This is a genomic window from Paraburkholderia sp. AV2, from assembly GCF_054968425.1.
In genome coordinates this window covers 51,906-74,166 of the sequence record NZ_JBANLK010000002.1, presented here as the reverse complement: position 1 = coordinate 74,166, position 22,261 = coordinate 51,906, and the positions used below count along the sequence as shown (strand labels likewise).

At 67.2% G+C, this 22,261-nt stretch carries 21 protein-coding genes and 2 pseudogenes; 9 read left to right on the top strand and 14 right to left on the bottom strand.

All coding sequences use genetic code 11. The annotated features are described in order from the left end of the window. Positions 1-410: 410 nt before the first annotated feature. The 4 genes from rluB to V8683_RS02085 form a co-directional block, all read right to left on the bottom strand. Positions 411-2,210 (bottom strand): 23S rRNA pseudouridine(2605) synthase RluB, encoded by a 1,800-nt coding sequence (gene rluB / locus V8683_RS02100; RefSeq protein WP_411189183.1) that lies wholly within the window; start codon positions 2,208-2,210, stop codon positions 411-413. A 147-nt stretch (positions 2,211-2,357) separates the two neighbouring features. After that, a complete protein-coding gene (scpB, locus tag V8683_RS02095; RefSeq protein WP_411189182.1) occupies positions 2,358-3,410 on the bottom strand; it encodes an SMC-Scp complex subunit ScpB in 1,053 nt (350 codons plus the stop codon). A 292-nt stretch (positions 3,411-3,702) separates the two neighbouring features. Then, positions 3,703-4,938 (bottom strand): pyridoxal phosphate-dependent aminotransferase, encoded by a 1,236-nt coding sequence (locus V8683_RS02090; protein ID WP_411189181.1) that lies wholly within the window; start codon positions 4,936-4,938, stop codon positions 3,703-3,705. A 96-nt stretch (positions 4,939-5,034) separates the two neighbouring features. Beyond that, positions 5,035-5,937: a LysR family transcriptional regulator gene (locus V8683_RS02085; protein ID WP_411189180.1), complete on the bottom strand. Its 903-nt coding sequence runs from the start codon at positions 5,935-5,937 to the stop codon at positions 5,035-5,037. A gap of 443 nt (positions 5,938-6,380) precedes the next feature. On the opposite strand from V8683_RS02085, the pseudogene V8683_RS02080 reads away from it, so the two are divergent. Together V8683_RS02080 and V8683_RS02075 are read left to right on the top strand one after the other, a co-directional pair. Beyond that, positions 6,381-6,767, top strand: a pseudogene (locus V8683_RS02080) (transposase); the annotation flags it as partial. Positions 6,768-7,019: 252 nt separating this feature from the next. Further along, positions 7,020-7,304, top strand: a complete 285-nt coding sequence (locus tag V8683_RS02075; RefSeq protein ID WP_411189179.1) for a hypothetical protein — start codon at positions 7,020-7,022, stop codon at positions 7,302-7,304. Positions 7,305-7,543: 239 nt separating this feature from the next. On the opposite strand, the gene V8683_RS02070 is transcribed toward V8683_RS02075, so the two are convergent. Next, complete coding sequence (locus V8683_RS02070) at positions 7,544-7,861, bottom strand: hypothetical protein (protein WP_411189178.1); 318 nt, start codon at positions 7,859-7,861, stop codon at positions 7,544-7,546. A 243-nt stretch (positions 7,862-8,104) separates the two neighbouring features. On the opposite strand from V8683_RS02070, the gene V8683_RS02065 reads away from it, so the two are divergent. The 3 genes from V8683_RS02065 (at position 8,105) to V8683_RS02055 (ending at position 9,663) form a co-directional block, all read left to right on the top strand. Then, positions 8,105-8,854 carry a YdcF family protein gene (locus V8683_RS02065; RefSeq protein WP_411189177.1) on the top strand — a complete coding sequence of 250 codons (750 nt, stop codon included), beginning with the start codon at positions 8,105-8,107 and terminating at the stop codon, positions 8,852-8,854. 170 nt (positions 8,855-9,024) lie between these two features. Next, entirely contained in the window at positions 9,025-9,252 is a 228-nt protein-coding gene (locus tag V8683_RS02060; protein WP_411189176.1) for a hypothetical protein, read from the top strand. Between the two features lie 153 nt (positions 9,253-9,405). Further along, positions 9,406-9,663, top strand: a complete 258-nt coding sequence (locus V8683_RS02055; protein WP_411189175.1) for a DNA-binding protein — start codon at positions 9,406-9,408, stop codon at positions 9,661-9,663. A gap of 76 nt (positions 9,664-9,739) precedes the next feature. Here V8683_RS02055 and arfB read toward each other — a convergent pair. After that, positions 9,740-10,132, bottom strand: a pseudogene (gene arfB, locus V8683_RS02050) (alternative ribosome rescue aminoacyl-tRNA hydrolase ArfB); the annotation flags it as partial. Between the two features lie 165 nt (positions 10,133-10,297). Here arfB and V8683_RS02045 point away from each other — a divergent pair. Both V8683_RS02045 and V8683_RS02040 read left to right on the top strand, forming a co-directional pair. Continuing rightward, positions 10,298-10,939: a VC0807 family protein gene (locus V8683_RS02045; protein WP_411189174.1), complete on the top strand. Its 642-nt coding sequence runs from the start codon at positions 10,298-10,300 to the stop codon at positions 10,937-10,939. Between the two features lie 143 nt (positions 10,940-11,082). Further along, entirely contained in the window at positions 11,083-13,332 is a 2,250-nt protein-coding gene (locus V8683_RS02040) for an FUSC family protein (protein ID WP_411189173.1), read from the top strand. 53 nt (positions 13,333-13,385) lie between these two features. Here V8683_RS02040 and V8683_RS02035 read toward each other — a convergent pair whose 3' ends face one another. The 7 genes from V8683_RS02035 to V8683_RS02005 all read right to left on the bottom strand — a co-directional run bounded on the left by V8683_RS02035 (position 13,386) and on the right by V8683_RS02005 (position 19,345). Beyond that, positions 13,386-13,580: a hypothetical protein gene (locus tag V8683_RS02035; RefSeq protein WP_411189172.1), complete on the bottom strand. Its 195-nt coding sequence runs from the start codon at positions 13,578-13,580 to the stop codon at positions 13,386-13,388. A 79-nt stretch (positions 13,581-13,659) separates the two neighbouring features. Beyond that, complete coding sequence (locus V8683_RS02030) at positions 13,660-14,118, bottom strand: Lrp/AsnC family transcriptional regulator (protein ID WP_411189171.1); 459 nt, start codon at positions 14,116-14,118, stop codon at positions 13,660-13,662. 263 nt (positions 14,119-14,381) lie between these two features. Continuing rightward, on the bottom strand, positions 14,382-16,904 hold the full coding sequence (locus V8683_RS02025; RefSeq protein WP_411189170.1) for a mechanosensitive ion channel family protein: 2,523 nt from the start codon (positions 16,902-16,904) through the stop codon (positions 14,382-14,384). Positions 16,905-17,059: 155 nt separating this feature from the next. Then, positions 17,060-17,704, bottom strand: a complete 645-nt coding sequence (locus tag V8683_RS02020) for an NAD(P)-dependent oxidoreductase (RefSeq protein ID WP_411189169.1) — start codon at positions 17,702-17,704, stop codon at positions 17,060-17,062. Positions 17,705-17,809: 105 nt separating this feature from the next. After that, positions 17,810-18,277 carry an Rrf2 family transcriptional regulator gene (locus V8683_RS02015; RefSeq protein ID WP_411189168.1) on the bottom strand — a complete coding sequence of 156 codons (468 nt, stop codon included), beginning with the start codon at positions 18,275-18,277 and terminating at the stop codon, positions 17,810-17,812. Between the two features lie 76 nt (positions 18,278-18,353). Further along, the gene (locus V8683_RS02010) at positions 18,354-18,818 is read right to left on the bottom strand and encodes a hypothetical protein (protein ID WP_411189167.1); all 465 of its coding nucleotides are present in this window, start codon (positions 18,816-18,818) and stop codon (positions 18,354-18,356) included. A gap of 2 nt (positions 18,819-18,820) precedes the next feature. Beyond that, positions 18,821-19,345: a GNAT family N-acetyltransferase gene (locus tag V8683_RS02005; protein ID WP_411189166.1), complete on the bottom strand. Its 525-nt coding sequence runs from the start codon at positions 19,343-19,345 to the stop codon at positions 18,821-18,823. Between the two features lie 59 nt (positions 19,346-19,404). Between V8683_RS02005 and V8683_RS02000 the strand changes: the two genes are divergently transcribed. Then, a complete protein-coding gene (locus V8683_RS02000; RefSeq protein WP_411189165.1) occupies positions 19,405-19,986 on the top strand; it encodes a DJ-1/PfpI family protein in 582 nt (193 codons plus the stop codon). Between the two features lie 123 nt (positions 19,987-20,109). Continuing rightward, positions 20,110-20,454, top strand: coding sequence for a hypothetical protein (locus V8683_RS01995; RefSeq protein ID WP_411189164.1), 345 nt, complete (start codon positions 20,110-20,112; stop codon positions 20,452-20,454). Here the strand turns inward: V8683_RS01995 and V8683_RS01990 are convergent. Beyond that, positions 20,451-22,112 carry a sensor histidine kinase gene (locus tag V8683_RS01990; protein ID WP_411189163.1) on the bottom strand — a complete coding sequence of 554 codons (1,662 nt, stop codon included), beginning with the start codon at positions 22,110-22,112 and terminating at the stop codon, positions 20,451-20,453. The two genes, V8683_RS01995 and V8683_RS01990, sit on opposite strands and share 4 nt — an antisense overlap. Positions 22,113-22,261: the final 149 nt, after the last annotated feature.

Genomic DNA, 22,261 nt, shown 5'->3' with positions numbered 1-22,261 from the left:
TCCGCTCGGTCGTCCGGTTTCATTCCGGTTCGCGGGCCGCGCGCCAGGTGAGCGCGCGCTCTTGCACATTGCCTGCTCCCCGGATGACGCACCCTGCATGGCCCGCCGCTTCCCTTTACAACTGCGCACGCCTTTACATTGCTCTTGCGTTCACCGTTGTACCCTCAAGCGGCCGGACCAAAAAAAAATGGGCGAAACGCCCATCTTCTTTTATAGCCAGGTGGTCGGACCTGGAGCGCAAATCAAAGCCGCACGCCCAGCGACTTCGAGATTGTAGCCTTTTTTTGACATCAACGCAAACCGGACGGCGCTAAATGCCTGTCCGGAAAGGGCTTGCGGGATTTGCGCACGCTTTTGCAAAGCTTCGTCAGCCCCTTGCAGGAGGATGCCGACGAACCGCCTTGCCGCGCTTAGTGACCGCGCGTGCGGTTGCGCGGTGCGCCGCGTTGTCCGCCACGGCTGTTGCCGCCCGGAGCGCAGTTGCCGCTGGCATTGGGATTGGCGCTGCGATTGCCATTGCCATTACCGTTGCCGCCCGGACCGCGGCGATTGCCGCTGGCCTGCCCGCCCGCACGCTTGCCGGCGCCCGGAGCCCGGTTGCCGTCGACATCGCGGCCGGGACCGGGACGATTGCCGTTGCGCCCGCCACCCGCTGCGCCGCCAAAACCCGCGCCGAAGCCACCCGTGCCGCCCGACGCCCCGCCGCCGAAGCCACCGGCAGCGCCGCGCCGCCCCTGGCGCGGTTGGGCCATCGCGCCGTGCGAGCTCAGCACCGGTTCGCGGTTGATGAAGCCCATGGAGGTCTGCATCGGGTCCGGCTGACGGCGTTCCTGGGCGTTGCCGCCACGGCCGCCCTTCTCCTCGGCCGGCGCCTTGAGCCCGACCGCGGCCATGAGGCTCCGAACCTGATTGTCGTCGAGCTCCTCCCAGCGGCCGCGCTTGAGGCCCTTCGGCAGCGCGATCGGACCGTGGCGCGTGCGGATCAGGCGGCTCACCATCAGGCCGACCGCCTCGAACATGCGGCGCACTTCGCGGTTGCGGCCTTCGGCCAGCGCGACGTGATACCAGTGATTCGTGCCCTCGCCACCGCCGTCGCGGATGCGCAGGAAGTTCGCCGGGCCGTCGTCGAGCTCGATGCCCTTGAGCAGCTTCTGGCGATTCCCCTCCGTCAGCTCCCCGACCACACGCACGGCGTACTCGCGCTCCACGCTATAGCGCGGGTGCATGAAACGATTGGTCAGATCGCCCGAGGTAGTCAGCATCAGCAGCCCCTCGGTATTGAAGTCGAGACGGCCGACCGCGAGCCATTTCGCCGTCTTCATGGGCGGCAGACGGTCGAACACCGAGGCGCGGCCTTCCGGATCGGCATGGCTCACGATCTCGCCGGTCGGCTTGTGATAGAGCAGCACGCGCGGCGGCTTGTTCGGCAGCTTGCGCTTGATCGGCTTGCCGTTCACGCGGACCTGGTCGGTCGGCAGGATGCGCTGGCCGATGTGCGCCGGCTCGCCGTTCACCGAAACGCGTCCCGCAATGATCAGCTCTTCCATATCGCGGCGCGAGCCCATGCCTGCGTCGGCGAGCACCTTGTGCAGCTTCGGCGCGTCGTCGTCGGGGCTCAACACGCGCTTTTGCTGCACGCGGCCGCGACGCAGCATCGGCGCGCGCACGCCCGAGCCCGCCGCGCCGTTGTCGGCGTCGAAAGCCGGCGACGTCACGTACAGGAACAGATCGTCCTGCGCGCTCTCGCCGGCGGCGGCCGTCGACTGCTGCGCTCGCGGCTGGCCTTTATGACCCTGCCCCTGCTGACCCTGGCCTTGATTCGGGTTCTTCTGGCGCTTGCCGGCGGGCTTCGCCGCCGCGGCTTCGCCCTGGGCGCCGGACGCGCCCGCGTCCTTGCGGCGGCCCGGCTTCTTCGGAGCACCTTCCCGGCGCGGTGCCGGCGCGGCGTTCTCGCCGTCCTGCGTGTCTTCGGCGGCGGCGCCCGGCTCGTCGGTGGCCTTGGCCTTCGCACCCGCGCGGCGGCGCGCGATCAGGCTGCGCGGCCCGCGACGCAAACCGCGGCGCGGACGGTCCTCGCCTTCGCCGCTACCGGGCGCGCCCTCGGGAACGTCGCCGGCTTCGCGGGAACGCGGTTCGTCGGCCTGCGCGGATGCCGCGCGGCGCGAGGATTCGGACGCGTCGGTCGAATCGGTATCGTGGATATCAGTCAAAACAACCTCAAAATGTCAGGTTGCGCGCCCCCTTGCAAGGCGCGTCAGTGTGTTCGTTACGCCAGACGCCGCGGCGAGCGGCTCCGACGTCAGTCCCGCCGTTGGGACGGGGTCGTCCTGTGCCGCGTCGCGGCTGTCGTGTCCGGTTCAGTCGTCGCCTTCGGGCGCAGCGACCGGATACGGCCAATACGCCTTTGGATGAGCGGGCTCGCTCTGCCCGGCGCGAGGTGCTTCCTCGCGTCGTTCGTGTTGGGGTTCGGCGCCTGCGACGTTGGTGTCGCGTGCGTCGTCGTCCTGGGCGGCTGCCGTCCTGTCTGACTCGTTGCCTTCATCGGCCTCGGGTTCGACCGTGGTGGCAGCGGCCTGGGCGGTTTCTTCGGCTTGCGCCGCGTCCTGCTCGCCGGATACGCCCGGTTCAGCGGCCTCCCCGGTTTCCTGCGCCTCATGAACCGCTTCGCGCGGTTCATGCTCCGCCGCATCCGGCGCGCCTGCGTCGAGCGCCGGCTCTAACGATTCCAACGGTTCCGCCGGTTCAATAGCGCCAGTTTCGGTTTCAACGGCCTCGGCCGCGTCCGTGCGGACCGGCTCCGTGGCCTCGTCTCCCGCTTGCGCAGCAAGCAGTTGGGCCACCTCGCTGTCCGGAAACTCGATGGCATGCTGCGCGAGCAACTGCTCGCCCATCTGCGCCGAAGGGTCGTCGAGCGGCGGCAGCTCGTCGAGCGACTTCAGCCCGAGGTCGTCGAGAAACTGCCGCGTCGTCGCATAAAGCGCCGGACGGCCCGGCACGTCGCGATGCCCGATCACCTCGATCCAGCTGCGGTCCTCGAGCTGCTTGACGACCTGCGTATTGACCGTCACGCCGCGAATTTCCTCGATGTCGCCACGCGTGACCGGCTGCCGGTACGCGATGATCGCGAGCGTTTCGAGCACCGCGCGCGAATAGCGCGGCGGCTTTTCGGGATGCAGGCGGTCGAGGTAAGTCCGCATGGCGGGCTTGCTCTGAAAGCGCCAGCCGGACGCGAGGCCCACCAGCTCCACGCCGCGCCCCGACCATTCCTGTTTCAAGTCTTCGAGCAGGTGGCGGACCGTGTCGGCCGAAATGTCATCGGAGAACAGCTTGCGCAGATCGCCGACCTTCAGCGGCTCCTGCGTGCAGATCAATGCAGTCTCGAGGACGATCTTCGCCTCTTGGGTATTCATGCAGCCAGGTCAGACCTTAAGTAAGGTAAATCAGGTTCAAGGAACCGGATCAGACAGACGAAAGACGATATGGAACTGGAGACGCGCTCGCCCGATTCTGATCGGTCATATTGATGGGAGCACGCACCGGGGGGCCGCAATACAGGCAATCGAGCCAGACCCAGCCGGACGGAGCAGCGAAGTTCCCGCAGGGAACCGCTAGACTGAGCGCCATATTACGCAAAAACGGCGGGTGCGTAAAGACGCCTTTCCATCGCTCACCGTCCGCCGATGCGCCGTGCATTACGTGCGTTCAACGCGCCGTCCGCGCCTCCAGATAGCCGGCGAGACGCGCCACGCCCTCGTCGAGCCTCGCCGGATCGCACGCATAGCACCAGCGCACGAAACCTTCGCCTTCGGGGCCGAAGGCGCTGCCGGGCGCGAGCCCGAGACCCGCGTCGCGTACGAGCGCCTTGCACAGATCGAGGCTCGGCTGCGCGCCGGCCAGCCGGAAAAACAGGTACATCGCGCCATGCGGGATCTTCACGTCCACGCCCGGCAGCCGCGCGAGCGCGGCCGCGAGATGATCGCGCGACGCGCGCAGGTCCGCGACCAGAGCGCGCGTGAAAGGCTCGCCGTGCTCGAGCGCGGCGATACCCGCTTGCTGGACGAACGACGGCGCGCACGAGGTGTTGTATTCGACCAGTTTGCCGAGATCGTCCATCAGCCCATGGGGCACGACCATCCAGCCGAGGCGCCAGCCCGTCATGAGCCAGGCCTTGGAGAAAGAATTCACGCAGATCAGACGCTCGTCGCGCGATGCGATATCGAGAAACGAGGGAGCGGTCCGTCCGCCAGCCTCGCCCTCGCTTTCGTAGTACAAACGTTCGTACACTTCGTCGGCGACGATCCAGATGCCGTGACGGCGGCAATGATCGAGCACGGCGCGCTGCTCTTCGCGCGTCATCACCCAGCCCGTCGGATTGTTCGGCGAGTTGATCATCAGGAGCTTCGTGTCCGGCGTGAGCGCGGCGAGCAGGCGGTCGAGATCGAGCACCCAGCCGCGCTCGCCGTAAACGAGCGAAACGGTCTCGACCGAGGCGCCGAGTATCTTCGGGATCTCGACGAGATTGGGCCACAGCGGCGTCACGGCCACGGCGCGCTCGCCCGCTCCCGTCACGAGCTGCGCGGCGAGCATCAGCGCGTTCACCCCCGCGCTGGTTACCGCGATGTTCTCCGCCGGCGTCACGCCGTGCAAGCCGCTCACGTAGCGCGAGAGCGCCTCGCGCAGCGGCGCGATACCGAGGTTATGCGTATAGAACGTATCGCCGCGACCCAGCGCCTCGGCAGCGGCCTCGCGGATGAAAGGCGGCGTCACGCGGTCGGACTCGCCGAACCAGAACGGCAACACGTCCGGCACGCCAAAGCCCGCATTCGCCACCTCGCGGATCTGCGACGAGCGCAACGCACGCACGGCCTCGCGGGCGCTGGCGAGGTCGGGCCGGTTCGGCGTGGGGTGGCTGGACGAAATGGGGGCGGCGTGGCTCATCGCGAATTAGGCAAACGGGTAAAAGACACAGTGTAGCGCGCACGCCACAGACACGATGGCGAGCCCCGCATCCGACACACCGCTCTAGTTATGGCGCTAACCCAGCGTCTCCGGGCGGCCGCCGATCTGCCTGATCAGCGCCCAGACGGCCTCGGCGGCCGGCGAAAGCGAGCGGTCGCGCCGCCGCACGAGCTCGACGGTTCGCTCCGCGCGCGGCACGAGCGCGCGGGCAACGAGCGACGAGCCCGCGGGCACGGGCAGCGCCAGCCACGGCAGCACGCTGATGCCGACGCCCGCCTCGACGAGGCCGAACACGGTCGCCGGATGCCCCAGTTCCTGCACCACCAAGGCGCGCACGCCCTGCTCGCCCATCACGGCATCGATCAGCGGACGGCTGCCCGACGCGTAGTCGAGCATCACGAGCCGTTCGCCGTCGAGCTCGCGCCAGCCGACCCGATCGCGCCCCGCGAGCGCGTGGTCGCCGCGCACGACCACGCAGAACGAATCGGTCGTGAGCTTTTCGGTGTCGAGGTCCTCCGCCGCGAACGGCCCGATGATCACGCCGAAATCGACCTCGCCCGAGCGCACCTTGCGCACCACGTCGCTTTGCACGTCGTCGCGCAGTCCGAGCGTGACATAGGGAAACTGCCGTGAGCATCCGGCGACCACCTCGGGCATCAGGCGGCACGCCACCGTCGGGCTCGCCGCGACCACCACGCGCCCGCGCCGCTGCTCGCCGATCTCGCGAATCTCGCGCAACGCGTCGTCGAGGTCCCCAATAAGACGGGGAATCGTCGCGATCAGATTGGCGCCGACGTCGGTCAACTGCACCTCGCGCGTCGTCCGGTCCACCAGCTTGACGCCGATCTCCGCCTCGAGCTCGCGCACGCAGCGGCTCACCGCCGACTGGGTCAGCCCGATTTCGTCGCCGGCGCGACTGAAGCTCTGCAACCGCGCCACTTCGATAAAGACCCGCAACTGCCGTAGCGTCACATTCATCGGTCCAATTCATCAATCATGGTTTTTCATGCAATTTTATATCAGCGCCTTTGTGCGTGGCCAGATGGGCGCTGCATCGCCGAAACGGGCCGCGGCGATTATTCGCCGCAATGCAGCAATACGGCGCAAACGCACGCCTGGCGAGCCAATTTGCACAAGATTGGTGATTGTCCCGATATCCCCTCTATGCGATTTCGAGTCGAATACGCCCCTGGCAAGCACCCGCGCGGGCCTGATGCCACGCGGCTCCGAGACGAAAGCGTACGAATTGGCACGCTTCTCGCATAAGGGCATGCACAGGATCGACGGACGGACTGGAAACCACAATCATCCAGCCCGCCTCGAGGTCCCGCCTGGTACCCCGCCCTCCGGACGGGCGTACATGAAGAGTGCGCAGCGCGGGGCAGCGCACCGGAGATAGCTTCGCTGAGGTGAATGACATGATGCTGTTCGACGATTTGAGAGATAACGAATGGGCGCTGGTCGAGGCGTTGTTCTGCGCGGAACCCGCGCGGAGCGAACGGCGCGGACGGCCTCGCGTCGAAGCGCGTGCGGTGGTCAACGCGGTACTGTGGGTACTCTCGACAGGCGAAGGCTGGTCCAAGCTGCCGGGCCGCTATCCGTCACCGCCCACTTGCCGCCGCCGTTTCGACGAGTGGCAGGCTGACGGCACCCTCGCCGAGATCGTGAAACGCCTGAGCACGAACGGCCGCGAGATTTCGCTGCGCGGTCGCATTGGCGCGACGGCCACCAAGCCGCCCGCACCGCCGAGCCGCGATCGCCTGCGCGGCGCGTTCTGGACCAATCCGGAGTCGTGGCGCGCACCGGTCACGCCGGTCAAGATGGCCTGAGCGTCGGCTTTCCGCTTTCTCCCGCCGGGCGCCTCGCGCGCCCGGCCACGCCGGACACCTTCGCGAGCGCGCCAGCGCCGCCCGCATGAGCCGGCCTCTTCTTCCCGGATTGGCGATAGCCCAGGCAGGGGAAACATCTCCTTACCAACATTTACACCCTGCTTTCGCGGCCGACGCTAGGGTAGACCCATGTCTACAAACGTCGAGAACCCGTATTGACGGGAAGCCGCCATGAAATCCATGACTCTGCTCGTTCGGGGCAGCATGGGTTCGCTCACCGCCCTCGCCCTGATTGCCGCACTCTCCTGTGGCGTCACCGCCGCTCAGCCGCCGCAACATAACGCCGACGGCGGGAACCTGCCCCACGCTGGCGCCCGGCCGCCCGATCGCGCGCCCCGCCCAGGCGGAGCCAATCCCGCTGTGCCGCGCGGCGATCTACGCGCCGACATCACCGACAACGCCCGCCAGCGCGCCATGCCGCCGCGCGAAGCCATGCCCGCGTCGCCACGCCGTTGAGAGGTCGCAAGCACGCCTGCGCCTCGCGCCCTGGACGTAAACCCTCACGCGCACACCGATGCTTTACGGGAACCCCTGCGCGTCGCGCCGGTCTACCTAATGCCATCAAGCACAGCGTGGCAGCAGTAATTCCGGTAAGCCCGTATCGTCCGATACGGGCTTTTTTTTGATGTCGAGCGACCCGAAGCAGTCCGGAACGGACAGAGGCGCCGAGCCGGCGCCCTGGCCGCGCCGTGAACCTATTGGCGCGCGGGTACGTCCGACTCGGAAACGCTGCCTTGGGCCGCATAGCTGGCGATGCGATGATCGGCCCAGTGGAGCGAGCGCTCGTCGCGCGCGAGACGCGCGAATTCGGCACGCCCGAGGTCGGTGAGCACCGCGATGTCGACGGGCGCGTGAAACCCGGGCGCGGGCGCCACCGTGCGTTGCCGCACCGTCTCCATCAGCCCAAGCCCGCGCAGATATTGAAAAACTTCGGGACGTCGCGCCCAGGGGACCTGCCGATACTGCACCCGCCGCAACGCTTCGAGTACTGCTTCGTTGGAATACGTGGCCATCTCACTTCTTTCTTAAAATGCGACCTTCCAGAGAGGCCGCTGCGCTCAGTCACAAAGCGGTAAGCCTGCTTCGGCTAGCCGTCGATGCGCATTCGCTGTCAGTCGGAAGCAGGCAGAAACTGCGAGCTTGTCCGGGCCCCGTGAAGGCGCGATGAGCGCCTTCGGAACGACTGCGCGGCGCCACGCTCGCAACGCATGTGCGCAGATGCTTTATCCCCGAAATCATACGTTACCTCATTCAAATTGATTCTATTCGTTTTCCTCGCGGCTTTTCTTGCGCTGTTCGTCTTATGCTGCCGGGCTCGCGTGATCGTCGCCGCCGGCGCGATCGTCTTTTTCTGGCTGCTCGCCTCCGGCTGGCTGACGGGCCCGCTGCTCGATCTCGCCCAGCCCGCAGCGTATCGCACCCCCTACGATCCGGCGAAGCCCTTGCCCCGGCCCTTCGGGGCGCACACGGCCATTGTCGTGCTTGGCGGCGGCACGCATGTGAACGACGCAGGCGTCCTCGTGCCGCCGCAGGACGTTTACCCGCGGCTCGCGACCGCTGCGTCGCTCTACGCGCGATGCCGCGCGGCGGGCGGCATTTGCCGGGTGATCGTGAGCGGCGGCAACCCCCAGCATCACGCTGCCACCGAAGCCGACACGTATGCGCCGTATCTGTTGCGCGCCGGCGTCGCGCGCAGCGACCTCGTGCTGGAAAACGCCAGTCTGACGACGTGGCAGAACGCGCGCAACGTAACGCGCCTGCTCCAGACCTGGCCCGATGCGGCCGGCACCACGCTGCTGCTCGTGACCTCGGCATATCAGATGCCGCGCGCCCTGCTCGATTTCCGGCGCGACGGCAACGACCCGCTGCCGGTCGTCTCCGGCACGCGCGTTGCGCTCACCGGCTGGCGGCCGCGCCTCGCCAATCTGGAAAGCGCGCAAATAGCCTTGCACGAGTTGATCGGCATCGCACAGTTCCATGTCTATTGCATGATCGGCTGGTTTTGACGTCATCGTTTGCTACGGCGCAGCGTAACAAGATGTAACGCTGCGCATCCTCAACTCCGCAACCTCATCTGGAGCGTATATTTGCTCCTTAGAATGGCATGGCCATTCCGCCTGCGTTTTGCCTTGCCAGGCAACGGCTGGGTCCATAAACCGCTTCCACGGAGGTAATGATGAAAAAAATGTCCCTCGCAGTCCTGATTTCGCTTTCCGCCCTGACGGGTGCTGCCTACGCGCAAGACGAACACGGCGTCACGATGAGCACCGACCCGCAGCGGGCAGCGGATGTCGAACAGCACGCGCAGGAACTGCAATCTCGTCAGGAAGCCGCTCCGGCGCCGATGCACATGAAGGAACACGCGAAGCCGCATCATCACCACAAGGACATGCCGGCTCAGTAATGCGGCGCGCGGCATCGAGCGAGCGCCGCGCCGTCCTCTTTTTGAAAGCTGATGCACGGGTAGCCGGCATCGGCTTTTTGTCGCGCGCGGTATGCTAAAGTCGCGCACCTCGAATTGACCCAGCAACGGTGCGCCCCTCGCGCGGAGAACAGAATGAGCAACATCCAGCTCGATATCGAATGGACGGAAGAGGCATCCCGCAAAATCGAAAAATTGATGCCGCGCGGCAAGCAGGACGCGTTCCTCGCACTGCCGCCGGTCGAATGCCTCCCGATGGAAGGCGACGTGCTGTTCCTCGGCCCCGAGGGCAAGCAGCAGCCGTTCATCGTCGCGGAGCGCCAGTACCATCACGAAGGCGACGCCGACTGGACCATCATCCTGATCCTCGACGTGCCGAACACGGCGCACTGAATTCTGCCGGGGCACGCCCCGGCCGCCGGCGCCGCGCCTCACTCCACTCGCTCAGTCGACCACGCGCCGCCGGCCGGCGCCGCCGGCCGGCCTTCACCTCGCCCTGGCGGGCCTTCCCCTCCAGACGCCTCATCTTCGACGCCCGCGTGGGCCGCGTCGGCACGCGGGCCTTGCGCGTCACGCTCACGCTGTCGATCAGTTCGTCGAGCCGCGCGAGCGCCGCGGCGCGATTCTGCTCCTGCGTCCGGTATTCCTGCGACTTGATGACGACCACGCCTTCGCTCGACACGCGCCGGTCGGAGAGCGCGAGCAGGCGCATCTTGATCACGTCGGGCAACGAAGACGCATGGATATCGAAGCGCAGGTGGATCGCGCTCGATACCTTGTTGACATTCTGGCCGCCCGCGCCTTGCGCACGCACGGCGACCAGTTCGACTTCGTGGGGAGCGACGGGATAGCGGACGGACATATCGGACGGCGAAACAGTTAGAAGAGGCATGCCGGGGTGCGGGGCGGAGCATCTGCGAGTGTCGCACAGGCGGCCGCCAGATGGGCTTCGCGCCGCCGTTTGCCGATCGGTCATCGTTCGGCCATACTGGGTTCATATCAACATGGACACGCGAGGACGCATCGCATGAAGCTGCGCCCGGCATTCGTCGCCGAACTGGCGGTCAATCTGCTCCTCCCCTGGGTCGCGTACCGCCTTGCCCATCCGCACTACGGCGAAGTGGGCGGCCTCGTGGCGTCGGCAATTCCGCCGGTCGCCTGGAGCATCGTCGAGCTTGCGCGCTTTCGGCGCGTTGACGCGCTCGCCGCGATCGTGCTGCTCGGCATTGCGCTCTCGCTCGCCGCCATGGCTTTCGGCGGCGGCCCGCGCGTGCTGCTGATGCGCGAATGCCTCGCCTCGGGCGCCATCGGCGTCACCTTCCTCGCCTCGCTGCTCGCGCGCCGCCCGCTCGTGTACTACCTCGCGCGCGCGACCGTCGCTCGCGAAACGCCCGAGGGCGTCGCACGCTTCGAACAGCTCTGGCAGGAGCGCCGCGAGTTCGTCTCGGCCATGCGCATGCTCACGGCCGTCTGGGGCCTCGGCCTCACCGCCGACGCGGCGTTGCGCGCGTGGCTCGCCGCCACCTGGCCCATCGAGCGCTTCCTCGTCGTCTCGCCGGTGATCGGCTACGGCGTATTTGGCGGCCTGCTCGCCTGGACCTTCTGGTATCGCACACGCATGCGCCGCATCCACGGCACCCGCGGCTTGCTCGGCGATCCGACGGCCTGAGCGCGCCTGCCGCCAGCGCTCGCATCACGCCCGGCCAGCCCCCGCCGGCACGGCCGCTCAACCCCCTGGCGAAATCAGTTAGACTCACCGCCATTCCGCGGTGCACTTCCGCGCCGCCCGCTCTTGAACCACATCGGCAGTCGATGCGCTATTCGGTAGAAATCCGCAAATTCCTCTATAGCCAGTACTTCTATGGCGGCCTTCGCATCGCGGTCGGCATTTCGCTTCCCGCCGTGCTGTGCCTGTTCGTTTTCAACCAGAGCGAGCTCGGCTTCACCCTCTCCACCGGCGCGCTGGGCGCCTGCGTGGTCGACATGCCCGGTCCGCTGAAGTACAAGCGCAACGAGATGCTCGCGTGCAGCGCGATCGGCTTCCTGGCCGCCTACGCAACGGGCCTCGCGACCGTCAACCCGGTCGCGCTCTGGGCCGCCGTCGTGCCGCTCACCTTCGTGCTCTCGCTGATCGTGGTGTACGGCAATCGCTGGCCGCAGATCAGCTTCGCGACGCTGTTCATGATGGTGATGACGCTGGAGGAACACTTCACGCCGCACCAGGCGCTCGTCAACGCGTTATGGATCCTGCTGGGCGGCCTCTGGTACACGGCCTGGTCCACGCTCGTGAGCCAGTTGATGCTCCACCGCATCGAGCAGCAGGCGATCGCCGAGAGCGTGTTCGCCTGCGCCGACTACCTGCTCGCGCGCGCCCAGTTCTTCGACCTCGACAACGATCTCGACGAGTGCTATCGCAACCTCGTCGCCAAACAGATCGCCGCGGTGGAGCGCCAGGACGCGGCGCGCGACATCGTGCTGCGCAGCCTGCCGAAGCTCAGGAGCGGCAAGCTCGACCCGGTGCGCGCCATGCACTTCAACCTGTTCATCAACACGGTCGATCTGCACGAGCTTTTCGTGGGCGCCCACACCGACTATCCGCTCGTGCGCAATACCTTCGGCGGCTCCGACCTGCTCGCGTTCTATCGCGACCTGATCCGCAAGGCCGCCGCCGATCTCGAGGACATTGGTCTTGCCGTGCTGCAGAACGAAGCGCCGCGCGTGAGCGTCAACGCGAAAGCCGAGCTGCGCGCGATCGAATACGAGCTCGAACAGCTCAGGAAGCGCGATCTGCAGAAGACCGACCCGGAGGCCTATGCGGCGGTCTCGGCGTCGTTCCGGCGCATCTGGAGCGCGACGCGCCTGATCGACCGCATGCGCCGCAGCCTCACGAGCGAGGCGCCGACGACCGAAACGGAACTGCGCCTCGACGAAGCCCTGCAGCGTTTCGTCACGAGCCGGCGCGTGCCGTTCCGGCAAATCTTCTCGAACCTCACCATGGCCTCGCCGAGCTTCCGGCATGCGCTGCGCGTGACGATCGCGGTGGCCGTGGGCTTCTGGCTCGGGCGCCTGCTGCCGCTCACCAACGCCTACTGGATCGTGATGACGACCATTATCATCCTGAAGCCCGGCTACTCGCTCACGCGCCAGCGCAATGCGCAGCGTATCGTCGGCACGCTGATCGGCTGCGCGGCAAGCGTGGCCCTGATCCTGCTCGTGAAGCACCCGCTCGTGCTGCTCGTGGCGATGTTCGCGGCCATGGTGATGAGCTACAGCCTGCTGCTCTTTAACTATACGGCGAGCGTCGTCTTCACTTCGGCCTATGTCCTGCTGATGTTCCATCTGCTTGCGCCCGGCAGCATGCGCATCATCGGCGAGCGCGCCATCGACACCATGGTGGGCTGCATGATCGCGATCGCCGCGAGCCATCTGTTCCCGTACTGGGAATACCGGCTGATGGGCAAACTCGTGAACGACATGATCGGCGCGATGCGCCAGTATCTCGAAGCCAGTTGGGGTCGGGGCACGCGCGCGGCGCAGACGCAGGCGGAGCCCGCGCTGGCCGGCGCCGCGCCCCCGGCCGACTTCCGCTACCGCCTCGCGCGCAAGAACGTGCACGTGGCGTTTGCGAATCTGGGCCAGGCCTTCCAGCGCATGATGCTGGAGCCGAAGTCGGCGCAGAAGTACGTCGCCGAACTGAACGACCTCCTGATCCGCAGCCACGTGCTCGCCTCGCAGATCACGGCGGCCGCGCCGCTCTTGCGCGCCTCGGCAAAGCCCGGTCAGACGGCCGCGCCCGATGCGCTCGAACGGGCCCTCTCATGCGTGCACGAAAACCTCGTCGCTGCCGAATCGGGAACGCCGGCCCCCGCCGATCAGATCGACCTCACGAAACGGCTCACGCGCGATCTCGACACCGCGGTGGTCGAGACCGAGCGCGCGCTGGGGCCGTCCTCGGAGTTTGCGCAGGAACTGAAACTGCTCGCGCATCAATGCAAGCAGATGCTGGCCGCGTCCTGGCTCATCCGCAAGGACGCGAGCGTGATCCGGCTGCCCGATGCGTAGCGGAAGAGCGGGTACAAGCGCGGGTACAGCGCTGTAAAGGACCGCGAGGTACGTTACTGCCCCGTGCCGGCCGGCGGCGAGGCATTCGCGCTCGCTGCGGCGCTCGCCGGCTGGCCCGGATTCGCTTCGTCGTATTCGCGCTTGCCGCGAATCGCATTGAACAGCACGGTGCCGATCACGAAGAGCACCACCACCACGATGAGCACGCCAACGCCAAAGGCGGGATTCTTCTTGCGCGGTTCGTTCATGGTTCGCCGGAAAGTGAGGAGCAAAGCGGGCATTCTACGCCGGGGCGCCTTGCAAGCGGCTTGCTTCGCGGCGGCCGCCTTAGCCGGTTCGTACCGGTAAGGCCGTCGAGTACTTGAGTTGCTCCATGGCGAAGCTCGAGCTCACGTCGGAGAGGGGCACGGCGCGAATCAGTTGCTTGTAGACGCGATCATAGTCGTCGATGTCCGACACCACGACGCGCAACAGATAATCGGTCTCGCCACTCATGCGGTAGGCCTCGACAATCTCGGGAATGTCCTGCACCGCGCGCGTGAAGCTCTGCGCCCACGCCTCGGTGTGCTGGTTCGTGCGCACCGCTACGAACACGGTCGTCCCCACGCCCAGCTTCTTCGGATCGCACAGCGCCACCTGGGCGCGAATCACGCCTGTCTCCTTGAGACGCTGAACCCGCTTCCAGCACGGCGTTTGCGAAAGATTGACACGCTGCGCGAGTTCGGCAACCGGCATCGTGGCGTCCTGCTGCAACAACTCGACGAGCTTTCTGTCGATTACATCCATTTCCGCCTTTCCCCTTGCGTAGAAATTTATTCTATCTGGAGCCAGCACAGGGGAATTATATGAAAACTCTCTCCCGACGCAAACCGATATCGCCCTGTTCATCCGCAGCCGAACACCCCTGCACCGATGAACCTCCCCGCCGAACCCGTCCTGTTTGACGCCCAACCCGCCGCGTAGATCGGAACGCACGTCAACGACGTGTTGCCGCTGCTGCCCGCCGCGGCATGAACGATTGAAAAGCAGTCCGAACGACCCGAAAAGGACTAGCCTCGGCTGCCTGCGGTCGGAATCTGCGGCGGCGCGCTGTCGGGGCTGGCCGTGGGCGGTGGCGCCGGGCGTGGTTCGTGCGACGCGTCGCGCACCCCTTCCTTCGAGGCCGCCGCATGCGAAGGCGGCGCAAGATCGTCCTCGTGCAGCGGAACGTCCGCGCCGCGCGGGCTCATGTGCACCTGCATCTGCGGTACCGGCATGTCGATGCCGGCCTCGTCCATGCGGTGCTTGAGCCGCGCATTGAACGCGCGCGCCACGCTCCACTGCTGGAGCGGCCGCGTCTTGATCTGCCCTTTGACGACCATCCAGTTCGGCTCGAAACGGTCGAGCCCCCACACCTCCACGGGCCCGAGGATCTCGCGCCGGTAGCGGAAATCGGCCACCAGCTCCGCGCCCACTTCGCGAATCAGTCGCGTGACGGTATCGAGCTCGACGGAAAACGGCACGCGCACTTCGAAGACCGCATACGCAAAGTCGCGCGAGAGGTTCTTCACGATCTTGATCTGGGAGAACGGAATGGCGTGTATCGCGCCCTGACCGTCGCGCAGGCGCACGGTGCGGATCGACAAATGCTCGACGGTGCCCGCATGGCCGTTGTCGAGATCGATCCAGTCGCCCACCGAAATCGTCTCCTCGATGATGATGAAGAGCCCCGTGATGAGATCGCTCACGAGCGACTGCGCGCCGAAGCCGATCGCGAGACCGATCACGCCGGCGCCCGCGAGCAGCGGCGTCACGTTGATGCCAAGGTTCGCGGCCGTGACGATCCCGGCGATCGTGAGGATCGTCACGAGCAGCGCGTTGCGCACGAGCGGCAGCATGGTGCGCGCGCGTGCGCTGGGCGCGCGGCCCTTGGCGCGCGGACCGCTCGGATTGAGCGCCTCGAGGATCGCGGTATCGAGCACGATCCACGTGAGCCATGCGAAGAACACGGTCACGCCGATTGCGAATAGCGCATGAGCGATGCCTCGCGCGGCGACGCTCGCCTCGATGATGCGCGCTAGCGAGATGTCCCACAGCCGCGCGCACGATTCGAAGTACGCGAGCCAGATGAACACGATGGCGAGCGTGCCCGCAAATCGCAGCAGCCGCCGCAAATAGGGCGAGCGGCGCCGCATGCGCGCGGGATCCGGCCGCGTGAGGCGCCGGACGACCGCCGAAAGGAAGAACGCGAGCACGAGCAGAAGCGCGGTGACGATCGAGATCTGCAGCACGTTCTCGCTGCTGCTGAGCCCCCCCACGGTCGCGACGATCGATGCGGCCGCGAGCAGCAGCATCGGCACGTGCCAGATCGAGGCCAGCAAGTCAAAGATTTCCGTGAGCGCCTTGTGGTCGTGGCGCAGCTGGTAGCTGCGGTTGCGGATCAGATGCGCAACGGGCCGGCTGAAGGTCATGGCGAATACGGCGGTCAGCACGGCCGCCGTCATGTTGGCGAACGTCGAGACAAGCGCGGCCAGGTTGATGCCAATCTGATACGCGACGTCGTAATTCGTGGCCGCGTCGCCGAGCGCGCTGCACACGCCGATCGCGAAGAGCAGCCGGCGCCCGCGCGCGATCAGCACACGCACCGCGGCACGCCGGTGCCCCGACCCGAACAGCGAGAACATGATGAGACAGATGGCCGAAAACACCGCGCCCGCGACAATGGCATAGGCAATGACGAGGCCGATCGTGCGGCCGACGGACTGGGACAACGCGCGTTCGACGACGAGCGCCGCCACGAAGGCGACGATGAACGGTCCGACCCGCTGCAGGGCGAACACGCCGAGCTCGATGGTGGTGGGATTGGGCTGCAGCCCGGTGTCGACGGAAAAACGCCGCAGCACGCGGCGCACGAGCCAGCGCAGCGCGAGCGCGCAGGCGCCCCAGCCCACGAGCATGCCAAGCAGGTGGAGCACGAGACCGCCCGCGCGCTCCTCGTCCTCGCCCGCCGCGAGCGCATACAGCTCGTTGCCGGCCGCCCGGAACCGTCCGGCCCAGTAGTGCACCGGACTGCGGCCGCGGCGCGCATCCGCTTCGACCGACGAGAGCCCTGACGCGATCGCGCCGAGCAGCCCCGACGTGCCCGCCGCGCCCGAAGCCGGCGCGGGCGCGACGTTTTGCGAAGCGTCGCGCAGCTTTTTCAGTTGCGCGACGAGCGCATTGCGCTGCCGGTCGCTGTCGAGCGTCGTGATCACGCTGTCGAGATTGCGGGTGAACTCGGCCTGGCTGGCCGCGCTGGGGGCCGATGCGGCCTCGGCTGCCGACGCGCCCGAGGCAGCCGCCGGCTGGCCCGTGATAAGACTTTTCAGCGCCGGCAGAACAGGCGCGGCGGGCGCAGGCACCACCGCCTGGGCCAACGCGAGCGGCACGCAGGCGCACCAGAGCACGAGACAGGCGAGCAGCGTCAGCCAGCCCTGGCTCAGCGGCGAGCGTGTCGCCTGCGCCGGGTGCCGGTCAAAAACGGGAGCAACCGCGGGCCACCCGGCGCACGCCGGCTGGACCCGTGCGCCGTCCCGTCCGGAGCGTGAATTCATGTCGCAAAGGCAAGAACAGGACGCTCCAGTTTAGCGGCAGTCGAGCCGCCCGCGCGGCACGCCCGCGTAACAGAATGTCAGCGAGAATCCTGGCGAAAAGCGGCGCGGCACGCCGGCGGCGCCTCGCGCGGCCGGCGTGCCTCCCCGCTACGGCATCAATAACCCGCCGTGGCGATCTGGCGAACGAAGCGCCCCTGCTCCAGTTCGTCGACGAATGCCACCGCGTAGTCTTCCGCCGAAATGCGGCTCTCGCCCTTAGTATCGGCGATCAGCGCGGTCGCGCCGGTGCGGAACTGGCCCGTGCGCTCGCCGGGAGCGATCATCGCGGCAGGCGCGAAGAACGTCCAGTCGAGATCGGCGACGGTACGGTAATAGTCGTACGCGTCGCGATGCGCGAGCGCGATCCCCTTCCACGCCGCGGGAAAGCTCTCCGAATCGACGAGCTGCTTGCCGGGTCCGATTTCGAGCGAGCCCGCGCCACCTACCACGACGAGCCGCTTGAGCCCGGCCGCGCGCACGCCATCGACAAGCGCACGGCTCGCGATCAGAACGTCCGCCACGCGATCGTGCGGCGGCGCGTAGGCGCTCGCGACCACGCCGTGACCGCGCACTGCGGCGGCCACGCTACCTGCGTCGAGCACGTCGACCTTCGACGCCACGACATTCGGCCCCGCCGCCACGCGGCCCGGCTCGCGCACGAGGGCGCTCACGCGGTGGCCGCGGCGCGCGGCTTCGGCGGCAATGCGCGAACCGATCATGCCGGTTGCACCAAAGAGAGCGATATTCAGCGACTTGCTCATGTTTGAACTCCTGTCGTACGGTTTTATGTAACCAATGTAGTTACATATAAAGCGTTAAAAAACGGGGCATAGCCCCGGTGAGTGATGCGATGACGTCCATGATCCTCACGCCCTGGCCGCCCCACGCGTACCGCGCGTCCGTTCGAGCCTGCGCTCGCTGCGCTCCACATCGTCGACGACATCGGCGAGCGTGCGCGCCGCGAGCGACGCCTCCATCGCGCACTGTGCGTCGTCGATGACGCCGCGCAGCGTGTGCTGGATATGCCGCCCGACCATGCAGGCCGGATTGGGCTCTTCGCGATGCATGGCGAAAAGCTGCGCGTCGTCCACGGCGCGGTACACGTCCAGCAGCGTGATCGACCCGGGCTCGCGCGCCAGCAGCGCCCCGCCGCCCGCGCCCAACTGCGAACCCGTAAGCCCCGCGTTCGCGAGCATCGTGAGGAGCCGCCGGATCAGCGCGGGATTCGTGTTCACGCTGCCGGCGATGATCTCCGACGAAAGCGGCGCGCCCTGCTGCTGCGCGAGCAGCGCAAGCACGTGGACGGCAAACGCAAAGCGGCTACTCGTGTTCACGCCGAACCTGCCATGAAGCCTGCATCGAAAAGTGTAACCATAGTAATTACATTAATCGCGGACGTCAAGTTCGTGCTCACTGGCTCGCCGCCGGCGACGAGGCCGCCGCGGTGCTGCTGGCCCATTGCTGCAGCGTGCGTCCGGTCAGTTGCAGCCCGGTGCCCGCAGCGGCCGCGGCATGGCCGAGCATGGCCCGGGCGTCGCTCGCCGCATCGCTCAACTGGCCTTGCGCGGCGGAGGCGAGCTGGCCCGTCGACGCGCTCGCGTCCTGCGTTTGCGAAGAAGCGTTGTCGATCTGCTGCTGCGCCCCCGTGCGCGCGGCGTCGACCTGCTGGTTCACATAGCTCGCGGCCTCGTCGAGCTTCTGTTTGGCCTGATCGGCGGCCTGCTGGGCCGCCTGCTGCACCGCCTGCTGCGCGGCGTCGGCGGACTTGCCCGCGAGATCGGGCGCGCTGGCGTCCTGCTTGCTGCAGCCCGCCGCGAGCAGCGCACAGGCCAGAACGGGCACGCAGGCCCGGTGTATCGATACCCTGAAAGACATGGTCATCCTGAACGTTTGGCCGCAAAGAGCGGCTTGGCCATCTGAAAGCGCGGCAATGATACGCCGCCGCGCGACACTACCTGAGGTGAAACCAGCGAAAAGCCGGCTCGCTCGAATACGGGCCGGGCAAGCGCGCTCGCCTGCGCACTCAGTACGTTTGCGCCCTGCCCCCGTGCCACGGCCTCGAGGCGTCCGAGCAGCGCCGAAGCGAGGCCGCGCCGCGCCCAATCCGGCGCGACGTAGAGCATCTCGACGTGATCGGCCGGAAAGAGCTGACCGAACGCCACGCTCGCGCTGGCATGGACCGCGACGAGCGTCGTGCCGCGCGCAAGCCTCGCGTCGAACGCCGCAAGATCGTCGGCGGACGACACCCACGCCGCCCGCTGGGCCGCATCGTAGCGCGCGGCCGCGAGCGTCGTCACCGCCGCGCGAAAGAGCGCCGCGAGCGGCGCGGCGTCGCGCCCGGGTAGGTAGGCGCGCCAGACGATATCGGGCGGCAGGCGGGGCGTAACAGAAGCGTCAATCATGCTGGAGTAGACTGCATTGGGGTCCAATCTGTTCCACCATCCAACACGGGAGGCGTGCAATGGCAGTCAAGAAGATCCTTTTCCTCACCGGCGACTTTGCCGAGGACTATGAAACGATGGTGCCCTTCCAGGCACTGCAGGCCGTGGGCCACCGCGTCGACGCCGTGTGCCCCGGCAAGAAGGCTGGCGAGCGGATCAAGACCGCCATCCACGACTTCGAGGGCGACCAAACCTACACGGAGAAACCGGGCCACCAGTTCACGCTCAACGCAACCTTCGAGGACATCGACCCGGCCGCCTACGACGCGCTCGCCATCGCCGGCGGCCGCGCGCCCGAATATCTGCGGCTCGATCCCAAGGTGATCGAGCTTGTACGCCACTTCGCGGGCGCGAACAAGCCAGTCGCGGCCATCTGTCACGCCGCGCAGCTCCTTGCCGCCGCCGAGGTAATCCGCGGCCGGCGGATTTCGGCCTATCCGGCCTGCGCGCCCGAAGTGCGCCTGGCCGGCGGCGAATACGCCGACATTCCGATCGACAGCGCCGTGACCGACGCGCCCTTCGTCACCGCCCCGGCGTGGCCCGCGCATCCGGAGTGGCTGCGGCAGTTCCTGGTGCTGCTCGGCACCCGCATCGAGCCGTAAGGCGCGCTGGCCGCACCGGCGCACGCCCCGATGAATGACGGGCGTGCCGTTCTTTGAGACATGTCCTATATCGTCCGATGTCACAGATGCCTAAAGTACTTAACTGCTTTAGGAGTAGTTGTGATGGACCTGACGGACTGGATTGTGCTTCTCGCGATCGCCCTGTTGGCGATCGCTTTTTTTTGCTCGCGCACGCATCGTCGTGCGACTTTCGTTGACCGCATGCGCCACCGCGCGGGCACGCGGCTCGTCGTGCAGGCTGCGATCGCCTTCTGGGGCGCCCTGCTCGTGCTCGCGCAAAGCTTCCTCTCGCCGGGCGCCGCGCCGTTCGGCCTGCACCTCGATCCGCGCGCGGTGCTGGGTTTAGCGCTCATGCTGATCGTCGCGGGCAGCGTCTGGTCGATCCGCGGCCGGCGCCTGCTGCGCGCGCGCCGACTCTTCAGGTCGAGCCACGGGCTGTCGCGCTAACCGGCCGCGCGGGTAGCCTCGCCACCCCCGGCGGCCGCCGGCATGACGGCCTCGCCCGGCGCGGGCGGCACCTGCGCCAGCGCGTCGGGCAGCGAAAGATAGAACGTCGTGCCCTCGCCCTCGCGCGATTCCACCCACACGCGCCCGCCGTGACGTTCGACGACGCGCCTAACAAGCGCAAGCCCGATCCCCTCGCCTGGCGCGATATGGCCGTGCATCCGCTGGAATGCCTGAAAAAGACGCGGCAGTGCCACTTCGGGAATGCCGAGCCCGTTATCGCGCACGTAGAAAATCTGCAGCGATTCCACGCCGGGCGGCGCGGGTGCCGTCCCGATCTCGACCTTGCCCTCGCGCGCGGGATCGAGGTAGTTGAGCGCGTTGCCAATCAGGTTCGCGAAAACCTGCTCGAGCGCCGTCGGGTCGCCCCACACCGCGGGCAGCGGTCGCACGCTCACCGTCGCCGCACGGGCGCGGATCGACCCGTGCATGGCGTCCACCACGCGCTGCACGAGCTCCCGCACGTTGACCCGCTGACGGCGGTACTCCACGCGCCCCACGCGGGCGAGGCGCAAGAGCGCGTCGATGATGTGCGAAGCCCGCAGCACGGCCGTCTGCAGATAGCGCAGCGCCTCGCCAATGTCCGCATCGACGATCCGCTCCACCTCGGCGCGCGCCTCGGGCGTCAGCGCCGAGCGCGCAACGAGCGCGCGCAGGTCGTCGCAGGCATGGTTCAGCTCGCGCGAAAAACCCTGCAGGTTCACGAGCGGCGCGCGCAAATCGTGCGAGACGCTGTGAATGAACATCTCGTTTTCCTGGGTCTGCTGGCGCAGGTTCTCGTTGATCTGAGCGAGCTGCTCCGCGCGACGCGCGAGGTCCGCCTGGAAGCCGAGCCGCGCGCGTTCGGCCTCGATGAGGCGCTGGCCGATCTGGTGGAGCGTGAGGTCGAGCCGCGCAATCTCGTCGTTGCCGACGGTAAGCGGCGCCAGCGGCTCGTTGCCCGCGAGACGGTTGGCGTTGTCCGACAGCGCGAGAAGTCGTCCGCGTACGCCGCGCGTAAAGAGCCACACCGCCAGCGCGACGAACGCAATCGAACCGGTCACCGCGGTGATCACGAGCGTCTGCTGCTGCGCGCGCGCCTCCTCGGCAGCCGTGACGCGCAGGACGTCGAGCCGGCGCTCCTCGGTCTGGAACGCCGTGATCTGTGCGCGCACGCGATCGAGCACGTCGGCATCGGTCAGTTCGCGGAAGCGGTCGACGAGTTCGCCGCTGCGCTTCGCGTGCAACAGATCCTGGACCCGTTCCGACCAATGCCGGTAGTTCTGCACCGCCTGGCGGATGCGTACCGCGCGCTCGACCTGGCCGGGATTGTCGGCAACGAGGTCGACGAGCTGGTCGATACGCTCGTCGACCTCCACCCATGTGGACAGCGGCGTCGTGAATGCCGCATCGCCGGCTGCCACGGCGCCGCGCAGCTGCACCGATTCGATCAGCACGGGCTCCAGCACCCGCCCCGCCTGGGCCAGCACCTCCTGGCTGTGCTGGCTCCAGCTTTCGGCGGCCTCGGCATCGCTCTGCGCCCTGACGATGCCGAGCAGCAGCGTCAGTTCGAAAACGGCGGGAATCGCGATCAGCAGCAGCCCTTTGGTCGTTAGTCGCATGCAGTGGCGGGTCGGACGATGGGGTGAATCGATCCAGCCATTATGTCGGCGTTTGCGCGTGGAGGGACATTCCGCGTGTCCCCGGATAAAAACGCGCCGCACGCGGCCGCCGGCGCCGCTCTGTTTCAGCTTGCTGACATCACTCTTGA

Coding starts and splice junctions, on each gene's coding strand:
- scpB (WP_411189182.1), bottom strand. CDS start 3,410: ATGAATACCCAAGAGGCGAAGATCGTCCTCGAGACTGCATTGATCTGC.
- V8683_RS02090 (WP_411189181.1), bottom strand. CDS start 4,938: ATGAGCCACGCCGCCCCCATTTCGTCCAGCCACCCCACGCCGAACCGG.
- V8683_RS02085 (WP_411189180.1), bottom strand. CDS start 5,937: ATGAATGTGACGCTACGGCAGTTGCGGGTCTTTATCGAAGTGGCGCGG.
- V8683_RS02075 (WP_411189179.1), top strand. CDS start 7,020: ATGAAATCCATGACTCTGCTCGTTCGGGGCAGCATGGGTTCGCTCACC.
- V8683_RS02070 (WP_411189178.1), bottom strand. CDS start 7,861: ATGGCCACGTATTCCAACGAAGCAGTACTCGAAGCGTTGCGGCGGGTG.
- V8683_RS02060 (WP_411189176.1), top strand. CDS start 9,025: ATGAAAAAAATGTCCCTCGCAGTCCTGATTTCGCTTTCCGCCCTGACG.
- V8683_RS02055 (WP_411189175.1), top strand. CDS start 9,406: ATGAGCAACATCCAGCTCGATATCGAATGGACGGAAGAGGCATCCCGC.
- V8683_RS02045 (WP_411189174.1), top strand. CDS start 10,298: ATGAAGCTGCGCCCGGCATTCGTCGCCGAACTGGCGGTCAATCTGCTC.
- V8683_RS02040 (WP_411189173.1), top strand. CDS start 11,083: ATGCGCTATTCGGTAGAAATCCGCAAATTCCTCTATAGCCAGTACTTC.
- V8683_RS02035 (WP_411189172.1), bottom strand. CDS start 13,580: ATGAACGAACCGCGCAAGAAGAATCCCGCCTTTGGCGTTGGCGTGCTC.
- V8683_RS02030 (WP_411189171.1), bottom strand. CDS start 14,118: ATGGATGTAATCGACAGAAAGCTCGTCGAGTTGTTGCAGCAGGACGCC.
- V8683_RS02025 (WP_411189170.1), bottom strand. CDS start 16,904: ATGAATTCACGCTCCGGACGGGACGGCGCACGGGTCCAGCCGGCGTGC.
- V8683_RS02020 (WP_411189169.1), bottom strand. CDS start 17,704: ATGAGCAAGTCGCTGAATATCGCTCTCTTTGGTGCAACCGGCATGATC.
- V8683_RS02010 (WP_411189167.1), bottom strand. CDS start 18,818: ATGTCTTTCAGGGTATCGATACACCGGGCCTGCGTGCCCGTTCTGGCC.
- V8683_RS02005 (WP_411189166.1), bottom strand. CDS start 19,345: ATGATTGACGCTTCTGTTACGCCCCGCCTGCCGCCCGATATCGTCTGG.
- V8683_RS02000 (WP_411189165.1), top strand. CDS start 19,405: ATGGCAGTCAAGAAGATCCTTTTCCTCACCGGCGACTTTGCCGAGGAC.
- V8683_RS01995 (WP_411189164.1), top strand. CDS start 20,110: ATGGACCTGACGGACTGGATTGTGCTTCTCGCGATCGCCCTGTTGGCG.
- V8683_RS01990 (WP_411189163.1), bottom strand. CDS start 22,112: ATGCGACTAACGACCAAAGGGCTGCTGCTGATCGCGATTCCCGCCGTT.